Origin of the sequence: Bacillus cereus (assembly GCF_002561295.1) — a bacterium.
GTDB classification, from domain to species: domain Bacteria; phylum Bacillota; class Bacilli; order Bacillales; family Bacillaceae_G; genus Bacillus_A; species Bacillus_A cereus_S.
On sequence record NZ_NTUG01000012.1, the window covers coordinates 60,403 to 69,777 of the forward strand.

Genomic DNA, 9,375 nt, shown 5'->3' on the forward strand with positions numbered 1-9,375 from the left:
CTCAATATTTGACAAAAAATAATACGAGTTTTCCGATAGATTTTCCCCCGCATTAACGTACAGTAATATCCCCCTCTCAAGATGAAAAAGCCCCAAATTAGGCGGGGGATACACTGTCCATAAATGCCCGATTGGTGAAGGCTAACCATCTGTGGGGAATAAAGCTCCCCACGGATGGGAGTTTCACTTTATCTATTTTTGTCGATGTCTATGAATGACGTCAACTGCACCTGTTACTTCTATAATTGTGCCCGTAATCATATCGGAATCTTCCTCGCATAGAAATGCAATTGTGCGAGCGATATCTTCACCTGTTCCAGATCTACCAATTGGCGTCCTACTGTCTTTCATCATACGCGCTTCCTGGATCGTCGCTTCCTTCATTTCACCAATGATATCCCCTGGACAAACCATATTTGATGTAATACCACATTCTGCTTCTTCATAAGCAATTGTCTTTGTTAATGAAACAAGCCCTACTTTTGCAGCAGCGAATGCGGAACGATACATCCAGCCTGGTGCACTATCTGCTCCTTGGAATCCATAGTTAATAATGCGACCAAAACGCTCTTTCCTCATAATTGGCACGACAATTTTTAATAAATGGAACACCGCTGTTAAGTTTCCTTGTATCATTTCATTCCATTCATCGTCCTCATAATCAATTAAATTTTTACGCTCAAATACGTAAGGACCTGCATTATTAATTAAAAAGTCAATTTTACCAAAACGTTTAATTGCTTCTTCTACTATTTTATGTAAATCTTCTTTTTTCGTCACATCCGCTTGCACAAATTGCAAACGTTCTTCTATATGCTTATATTTTTCCTTCATTGTTTCTACAGCACTTATATCGCTATGATATGTTACGGTTACTGAATATCCTTCAGCCAATAATTTGTCTGTTACTTTCTTTCCTAAACCTTTCGTACCGGCTGTAATGAGCGCGTGTCTCACAAACATAGCCTCCTTTTTATTCCTATACCCAATATGTAACAAGTTATCCCTACAATTACAACTAAAAAGAATCGAAACAGAGTTTTCAAAATTCTGTAACGTTTTCGCAAGCACGTTACCATATTTTGTTTTATAATTAAGTTGTAAACGGTTATAAAAATGAATTGGGAGGAATCTACTATGAATACTACATATACAAATATTTTAATTGCAGTGGACGGTTCCAAAGAAGCTGAAAAAGCCTTTAAAAAAGCAATTCAAGTCGCAAAACGTAACAACGCAACATTAACAATCGCTCATATCGTTGATGTAAAAGCATACTCTGCTGTTGAGGCATATAGCCGCGCAATTGCTGAGCGTGCAAATCTCTTTGCAGAAGATCTATTAGCAGACTACAAAAAAACTGCTAATGAAGCTGGTCTTGAAAAAGTAGAACTTGTATTAGAGTTCGGTAATCCAAAATCTAAAATTTCAAAAGACATTGCTCCAAAACATAAAGTAGATTTAATTATGTGTGGTGCAACTGGTTTAAACGCAGTAGAACGCTTCTTAATCGGTAGTGTCTCTGAACATATTATTCGCTATGCGAAATGCGATGTCCTTGTTGTTCGTGGTGAAGAGGAGCAAGGTGACCTTTAATAAACAACGAAAGCACCAAGTCTTATACGGACTTGGTGCTTTTTATCTTATGTATTTTCCCATGAAAACAAGGCAAGCTATGATGACAATCACAATGGCATATAAATGTGGTGGGAGAAATTTCATTGCCCATAATCCCATCGTAATGGTTGCAAGTGTCAAATAACTCATTTTCGCATAGTATGTCATTTTTTTTCGTAAAAGAAATACATACACATAACCAATTGGTGGTGTAACTAAACAAAGAATGAAGATAAGTGTTGAATTGAAATACCATTTTCGTTTAGCTAATTGCTCCATTTCTTCCTCTATCATTTTATCTTCTTGTTCTTGTATATCTTTTTCAAAAGGGTCTTCGTCTTCCTCAGTCTTCTCACTCATATAAGGAATAAAGTGAAAAAAGAAATAATAGAAAAAAATCGTTGCCCCAAGCTTTAAATCGAATCCCTTTTCCGCTATCCGTTCACTTACAAAGCTCAAAACTATTGGAAATACAAAAACATACGTCATCATCCAAAATGTTTTTTTTCGCTTTGTTCTTTTCTTTTCTTGTTCGTTTTGTTCCCGCTTTTTTCTATATATCCAGAATGAAATACAACAATCTATTACAAATATACAAAAAATAAAAAGAGCGATATACATAGGCTTCATATATCTCAAAGTAAATATATCAGGAAAAGTATATGTAACTATAATGACCGTATATAAAATAATGACAAATCTATAAAACAACTCCATCCCCCTTATTTATAACATTCTAATAATAAAACATTAACATATAAAATACAGATATTGTTATAAATAAGTAAATTTAGGTTACGCTAAAGAAAAAAGGAAACGAGGGATACTACATGGGAGATCACGAACGAATTATTTTAGATGTAAATGATGAAGAACTTGAAATGCTCGATACGATCTGTTCTCACTTTAAAGAAAAGCATGGCGTTGAGCTAAGCCACGGTGCATTACTACGTGATTTAATGGATATTGAGTATATTCGCATTACAGAAAATAGACATAAATATGAATAAGTAAAAACGTCATAACATTACACTCATTCAGAGGTTATACAATTGTATAACCTCTTTTTTCATAAGAAAAAGACGTTCATTACGCGACAACACCACTTTACTGAACGTCTTTCCAATCACTTATCTATCGTTATCCTTATGCCTTTTTAACAAATTCAGATTTTAATTTCATAGCTCCAAAACCGTCAATTTTGCAATCAATATCGTGATTTCCATCAACTAAACGGATACTCTTTACTTTTGTACCAATTTTGATCACGGATGAAGTTCCTTTTACTTTAAGGTCTTTAATTACTGTTACAGCATCACCGTCGTTTAAGATATTTCCATTTGCATCTTTCACAACTTTTGTATCTTCACCATTTTCAGTATCTGAACCTAGAGCCCACTCGTGCGCACACTCTGGGCAAACAAAAAGACTTCCATCTTCATACGTATATTCTGAATTACATTTCGGGCAGTTTGGTAAGTTTTGCATATTTTTTTATTTCCTCCATTATAAAAATTACTTTCGATTCCCTTTTTATAACTTCGCAAACATAACAATTACGAACTTAAAATTCACGAAAAATAGGGATGTTCCTTATATACTGCCATAGTATTTCCAGATTGACAAGCCAACTTTCTCCCGCATTAACGGGCAGTAAGACCCCCCACCTCAAGCTTCAGAGAGAAATGAGGAAGATAAGTGGGGGATCAACTGCCCGTNNCCGATTGGTTCAACTAATAATTAGTAGGGGATGAAGAACCCCCCACTAATTAAAGTTTCACTTTATGTGAACACTTTATCTAAAAAAGAGTACATCGTATAGTGCGCTCTCCTTTTTTACGTTGATAGCGATGCAGTAAAGTTAAGCTTCCGAACGTACTATCCTATATAAAGAGTTGTTTGAATATAGATCCCCTTTTCAAAATACAAAACAATTATAACAATGGTATAATTAGGAAAACGAAACAGGAGGTCCCGTTAAATGAAATCCGAAAGTATATCAAGACATTTTCATACATTACATCAACAAAGATCTCAATTTCTACCTCAACTACAATCACTTCCGCAAGAAAAGTTATGGCATCGAAATGAAGATGGAAAATGGTCGATTGGAGAACATCTCTACCACCTGTACTTAATCACAAAAATGCTGAAAGTTGCAATTAAGTTTTCTTTCACACTTCTTCCCTATGCCAAGATAAGAAAAAATGCCCCATTTGCAACTGACATACATGACATCTATGCAGAGTACAAAGAAAAACATGGGCGAGGAATGAAAGCCCCTTGGATTTTAGTACCACCAAAAAAAGTCTATTACACTATGAACGGAAAAGAATTAGAACAATTGCTAGTAAACGAAACAAACGCAATCAAAGTATGCGTTCAAAATATAGAAGAAAATATCGCGGGGCACATTGTATTTTTTGATCCAATCGCTAATTATCCAAACCTCATTCAAGCCATTCAACTTTTAGCGATACATGAGAAGCATCATTTTTTAATTATGGAAAATAGCTATAAAATGATGCATACACGTAGTCTAGAAGTATAAAAACAATAAATCAGTGGGGCTGAATCCCCCACTGATTTAAGCTTCACTTTATCTTTACTTCTTCTCCTACTAACACCTTCGCTTTTTCCAGCGCTTGTTCGATTTGAACAAACCCTGTCCCACCTGCACTATTACGACGTTTCACCGCTGCATAAGGAGAAAGAACCTCATATAAATCTTCTTCAAATAACGGGCTCATTTCTTGATATGTTTCTAGCGGTACATCTAATAAATAAATGCCTTTTTGCGTGCAATGAAGAACAAGTTTCCCGACAATTTCATGCGCCTGACGGAACGGAAGTCCTTTGCTTGCTAAGTAATCAGCAATTTCTGTTGCGTTAGAGAAATCTTGTTTTACAGCTTGCCCCATTTTTTCTGTGTTTACAGTCATCGTTTCTAGCATACCAGCCATAATGTGAAGGCATCCTTCTACAGTCTTAACTGTATCAAACATTCCTTCTTTGTCTTCCTGTAAGTCCTTATTATAAGCAAGCGGCAGGCCTTTCATTACCGTTAATAAACTAAATAAGTTGCCATACACTCTTCCTGTTTTACCACGGATGAGCTCCGCCATATCAGGATTTTTCTTTTGCGGCATAATGCTGCTTCCTGTTGCATACTGATCGCTCATTTCAATAAATTGAAACTCCTGACTGCTCCATAAAATGAGTTCTTCACAAAAGCGTGATAAATGCATCATTAGTATGGATGAATTGCTAAGAAACTCTAGTATGAAATCACGGTCACTTACCGCATCTAAACTATTTTCATAGATTCCTTCAAAGCCGAGAAGCTCAGCACTATACGCACGGTCAATCGGAAATGTCGTTCCCGCAAGTGCGCCTGCACCAAGCGGAGACATATTAATGCGCTCCAGTGAATCTTCATAACGATTTACATCGCGCTCTAACATCCAAAAATATGCAAGTACATGATGAGCAAACGAAATTGGTTGCGCACGCTGCAAATGTGTATATCCCGGCATAATCGTTTCAATATTCTTCTCTGCTTGATGAACAAGAACCGATTGCAGTTGTTTCGTTGCCTTTATAATATCTTTCACTTTATTACGTAAATATAAATGCATATCTGTCGCAACTTGATCATTACGACTTCTTCCTGTATGAAGTTTCCCACCAACGTCACCAATTTGTTCAATTAACATCTTTTCAATGTTTAAATGAATATCCTCAGCATCTACTGAAAAAGTTAATTCATTTGTCTTCGCTTTTTCTAATAAATGTTGTAAGCCCTCTTTAATTTTCTCTGCTTCTTCTTTTGTCACAATCCCTTGCTTCGCAAGCATTGTAACGTGGGCAATACTTCCTTCTATATCTTCTACCACTAATTTTTGGTCAAAGGAGATGGAAGCTCCAAACTCCTCGACCCACTCTTCTGCTTCCGCTGTAAAACGGCCGCCCCAAAGTTTACTCACGCTTCCACCTTCTTCTGATTCACTTGGCTGTATACTTTTGTTGGAAGACCAAATAAAGAAATAAAGCCAACTGCTGCATCATGGTTAAATTCATCATCTACTGTATATGTTGCTAATTTTTCATCGTATAGAGAGTACTCTGATTTACGTCCTTCTACAATCGCATGACCTTTAAACAATTTCACGCGCACTGTACCTGTTACTGTTTTTTGTGTTTCTTGTAAGAAAGCAACAAGTGCTGGTTTTAAAGGTGAGAACCATAAACCGTTATAAATTAATTCTGTTAACTTTTGTTCAATCATCGGTTTAAAATGAGCGACTTCTTTTACAAGCGTTAAATCTTCTAACTCTTTATGCGCTGTAAGTAACGTCATTGCTGCTGGACATTCATACACTTCACGCGATTTAATCCCAACAAGGCGATTTTCCACATGATCGATACGTCCGACACCATGTTTTCCAGCAAGAGTGTTTAACGTTTTAATTAGTTCAGAAAGTGAATAAGAAGTACCATTTAATGTTGTTGGTACACCTGCTTCAAAACCAATTTCTACAAACTCTGGTTTATTCGGTGTATCTTCTAGTGCTAATGTCATTTCATATGCATCTTCTGGTGGCGCTGCCCATGGATCTTCTAAAATCCCACATTCATTGCTACGTCCCCATAAGTTTTGATCAATAGAAAACGGACTATCTAAATTGATTGGGATCGGTACATCGTTTTCTTTTGCATATGCAATTTCTTCTTCACGTGACCATTTCCATTCACGAACCGGTGCAATCACTTCTAAATATGGATTTAAGGCTTGAATAGAGACTTCAAAACGAACTTGGTCGTTTCCTTTCCCTGTACAACCATGGGCTACTGCAGTTGCTCCTTCCTGCTCCGCAACTTCTACTAGTTTTTTCGCAATTAATGGACGCGATAGTGCCGAAACAAGTGGGTATTTCCCTTCGTATAACGTATGACCTTGCAGAGCCATCAATGCATATTCATTCGCGAATTCTTCTTGAACATCAATCATGTAAGATTTAACGGCTCCTACTGAAATTGCTTTTTCTTTTACAAACGCTAGGTCTTTACCTTCCCCTAAATCTAAGCAAAGTGCAATAACATCGTAATTTTTCTCTTGTAACCATTTAATTGCAACGGAAGTATCAAGACCTCCGGAATATGCTAAAACAACTTTTTTCTTCTCCATTTTTATATCCCCCTAAAGAATAAATATTCATTATTTTTTATATTAATTCACACTTTAACACCTTTCACAAAATGAATCAAGGGATATTAACAAAAAAATTTCTAACAATTCCGTCGAACTTCTTTCTTTTTTTCGGTACAATGGAAACAGAAATTGGGGGTGTCTATATGGAACAATACTTTATATACGATGAACACCTAGGAATAGAAGTACCTGAATTACAAGAAGAATGGGAAGATATCCCTGAAAAAGTGCAACATGCTATTTTATTAAAATGGGAACAAATTCGCGGGAAAATTCCTGATCGTATAAAAGAACTTGAATATCATATTAATCAAAAACAACATCATTTAAATAACGAAGAGAACTTTGAAATCTCCTGTAGGCTCAATTCTGAAATTGCAAACCTTGCCTCCATCATTAATGATCTATGGCTTTGGTATCGCCTTACTCAAAATGTATCTGAGGGGAAAGCCCATCAGTAAGAAACCAAATAAAAAGGCATCTATAAATAGATGCCTTTTTATTTGCAATTCACTTCTTCTTCCTCAACCACTGATTATTAGTCCTCACCAATCGGGCTTTTACGGGTAGTTGATGCGGGATAAACTCCCCCTTCTTTCCACTCATAAAAAACTTCTCGCAATCAAAAGTTTTTTATTGTATTATGATGCAGGTACATAAGAATAGGAAAACCATTCCAGATTAGCTTTATATTACAAACTAATAATTTATTAAATCTACTTATCTACTAAACAAGTAAACACAGAAAGGATTGTAAATATGAAAAAGAAGCTTCCAGTTATCATTTTATCTAGCGCCTTGTTATTATCTCCTATACATAGTTATGCAAACACAGAAATAAATAAAAATGCTCTTCATACAGAGGAACAAACAAATACAGTAACAACAAATGAATCTTTAAACGATACTTCCCAGAAAAACAATCTTTCCACTGATAACAAAGAACAAATTCCAAGAAAAAAACAGAACTACCGATAACAAAGAGCAAATCCAAGAAAAGAACGGAACGACTGATAAGAAAGAACAAGCAGCAGGAAATAATGTAGCTCCAGCTATACATGCACCTGCAGTAAATGTAAGAAAGGAAGAAAGTACAAAAAAAGAAGGCTGGATTAAAGAAAATAACGCTTGGTATTATTACTCAAATAATACGAAAGTAACGGGATGGAAAAACGATAAAGGCTACTGGTATTACTTACATAAAAATGGAGATATGGCCACTGGTTGGACTAAAGTAAACGGTAAGTGGTATTTCCTTTCTCAAAATGGCATAATGCACACAGGTTGGTATTTTGACGGGGTGAATTGGTTCTATCTTCATCAAGACGGCAGCATGGCTACGGGGTGGACCAAAGTAGATGGAAAATGGTACCTTCTTTCGCAAAATGGCACAATGCGTACAGGTTGGTATTCTGACGGGACGAATTGGTTCTATCTTCATCAAAACGGCAGCATGGCTACCGGGTGGACCAAAGTTGAAGGAAAATGGTATTTCCTTTCGCAAAATGGCACAATGCGCACAGGTTGGTATTCTGACGGGACGAATTGGTTCTATCTTCATCAAAGCGGCAGCATGGCTACCGGATGGACCAAAGTAGATGGAAAATGGTACCTTCTTTCGCAAAATGGCACAATGCGTACAGGTTGGTATTTTGACGGCACTAACTGGTACTACCTTCATAGCGGCGGCAATATGGCTACGGGATGGATTCAAGATAACGGAAAATGGTATTACTTATATGAAGATGGCGTTATGAAAAAAGAATCGGTGTATTTAGATGCCCCAATGATTTTTCAACTGCCTGAGCTACATAATGGATGTGAAGTAGTTTCCATGACAATGATGTTAAAATACCACGGTCATAATGTAGACAAGCTAACACTTGCTAAACAATTACCTGTTGATTCTACACCTATGGTAAAAGGCGCTGGGTCTATTCTAATATGGGGAGATCCATCAGTTGGATTCGTTGGAGATGTCAAGGGTATATCGCCTGGATATTCAATCGACCCCGCTCCATTAAAAAAAGTATTAGACCGTTATACAAACAGCGGTATCAATTTAACAGGATCTGATTTTTCTAAAATTGAACGCCTAGTAGCACAAGGTAAACCGGTGGTAACTTGGATTACAGCCTCTTTTTCACATCCTGTAGCACCTAAAACTTGGAAAACACCATCAGGAAAAACAATACAAGCGGACTTCGATATGCATGCCGTATTAGTCACTGGATATGACAATGATTATGTATATATAAATGATCCTCTTCGACGTGGCAAAGGAGCTAAAATTCCTAAACAAAAATTTATAAGCAGCTACAATTATATGGAAAAAAAAGCATTAAGTATGTAGTGAACATGAAAAAAGAGTTAAAATGAAGTGACCCCAAAAAATTAGACACGGTTATTTCATTAGGCAGCTTGATAAAAGTGAGTCCGGTATTGCACCGGGCTCATTTTTAATTTTGCCTTTATCCGTTTCGTGTTATAGTAATCTATATATTTTTCTAATTCTATTTTAAAATGCTCTACACTTTCAAACTCTT

At 36.3% G+C, this 9,375-nt stretch carries 12 protein-coding genes; 6 read left to right on the forward strand and 6 right to left on the reverse strand.

The window, feature by feature from the left end; genetic code table 11:
• Positions 1 to 192: 192 nt before the first annotated feature.
• The gene (locus CN373_RS10390) at positions 193 to 963 is read right to left on the reverse strand and encodes an SDR family oxidoreductase (RefSeq protein WP_098359255.1); all 771 of its coding nucleotides are present in this window, start codon (positions 961 to 963) and stop codon (positions 193 to 195) included.
• Between the two features lie 174 nt (positions 964 to 1,137).
• On the opposite strand from CN373_RS10390, the gene CN373_RS10395 reads away from it, so the two are divergent.
• Positions 1,138 to 1,596, forward strand: a complete 459-nt coding sequence (locus CN373_RS10395; protein WP_001098709.1) for a universal stress protein — start codon at positions 1,138 to 1,140, stop codon at positions 1,594 to 1,596.
• Between the two features lie 42 nt (positions 1,597 to 1,638).
• On the opposite strand, the gene CN373_RS10400 is transcribed toward CN373_RS10395, so the two are convergent.
• Entirely contained in the window at positions 1,639 to 2,334 is a 696-nt protein-coding gene (locus CN373_RS10400; RefSeq protein WP_033664296.1) for a membrane protein, read from the reverse strand.
• Positions 2,335 to 2,447: 113 nt separating this feature from the next.
• Here CN373_RS10400 and CN373_RS10405 point away from each other — a divergent pair, with 113 nt between their 5' ends.
• Positions 2,448 to 2,627 carry a hypothetical protein gene (locus CN373_RS10405; protein WP_000502255.1) on the forward strand — a complete coding sequence of 60 codons (180 nt, stop codon included), beginning with the start codon at positions 2,448 to 2,450 and terminating at the stop codon, positions 2,625 to 2,627.
• 136 nt (positions 2,628 to 2,763) lie between these two features.
• Here the strand turns inward: CN373_RS10405 and CN373_RS10410 are convergent, their stop codons facing one another.
• On the reverse strand, positions 2,764 to 3,105 hold the full coding sequence (locus CN373_RS10410) for a zinc ribbon domain-containing protein YjdM (RefSeq protein ID WP_098359256.1): 342 nt from the start codon (positions 3,103 to 3,105) through the stop codon (positions 2,764 to 2,766).
• Between the two features lie 493 nt (positions 3,106 to 3,598).
• Between CN373_RS10410 and CN373_RS10415 the strand changes: the two genes are divergently transcribed.
• On the forward strand, positions 3,599 to 4,168 hold the full coding sequence (locus tag CN373_RS10415) for a DinB family protein (RefSeq protein WP_000834381.1): 570 nt from the start codon (positions 3,599 to 3,601) through the stop codon (positions 4,166 to 4,168).
• 43 nt (positions 4,169 to 4,211) lie between these two features.
• Here the strand turns inward: CN373_RS10415 and argH are convergent, their stop codons facing one another.
• Both argH and CN373_RS10425 read right to left on the reverse strand, forming a co-directional pair.
• Positions 4,212 to 5,603 carry an argininosuccinate lyase gene (gene argH / locus CN373_RS10420; RefSeq protein WP_000041236.1) on the reverse strand — a complete coding sequence of 464 codons (1,392 nt, stop codon included), beginning with the start codon at positions 5,601 to 5,603 and terminating at the stop codon, positions 4,212 to 4,214.
• Positions 5,600 to 6,805 (reverse strand): argininosuccinate synthase, encoded by a 1,206-nt coding sequence (locus CN373_RS10425; protein WP_000412337.1) that lies wholly within the window; start codon positions 6,803 to 6,805, stop codon positions 5,600 to 5,602. Before CN373_RS10425 ends, argH begins: the two co-directional genes overlap by 4 nt.
• 167 nt (positions 6,806 to 6,972) lie before the next feature.
• On the opposite strand from CN373_RS10425, the gene CN373_RS10430 reads away from it, so the two are divergent.
• The 3 genes from CN373_RS10430 to CN373_RS10440 all read left to right on the forward strand — a co-directional run bounded on the left by CN373_RS10430 (position 6,973) and on the right by CN373_RS10440 (position 9,182).
• Positions 6,973 to 7,290, forward strand: coding sequence for a hypothetical protein (locus CN373_RS10430; protein ID WP_000438831.1), 318 nt, complete (start codon positions 6,973 to 6,975; stop codon positions 7,288 to 7,290).
• Between the two features lie 298 nt (positions 7,291 to 7,588).
• Positions 7,589 to 7,807 carry a hypothetical protein gene (locus CN373_RS10435; RefSeq protein WP_098359257.1) on the forward strand — a complete coding sequence of 73 codons (219 nt, stop codon included), beginning with the start codon at positions 7,589 to 7,591 and terminating at the stop codon, positions 7,805 to 7,807.
• A 133-nt stretch (positions 7,808 to 7,940) separates the two neighbouring features.
• Positions 7,941 to 9,182, forward strand: a complete 1,242-nt coding sequence (locus tag CN373_RS10440; RefSeq protein ID WP_346426378.1) for a C39 family peptidase — start codon at positions 7,941 to 7,943, stop codon at positions 9,180 to 9,182.
• Between the two features lie 59 nt (positions 9,183 to 9,241).
• On the opposite strand, the gene CN373_RS10445 is transcribed toward CN373_RS10440, so the two are convergent.
• On the reverse strand, positions 9,242 to 9,375 hold a 134-nt coding region (locus CN373_RS10445), incomplete at its 5' end, for an IS3 family transposase (protein WP_048538106.1).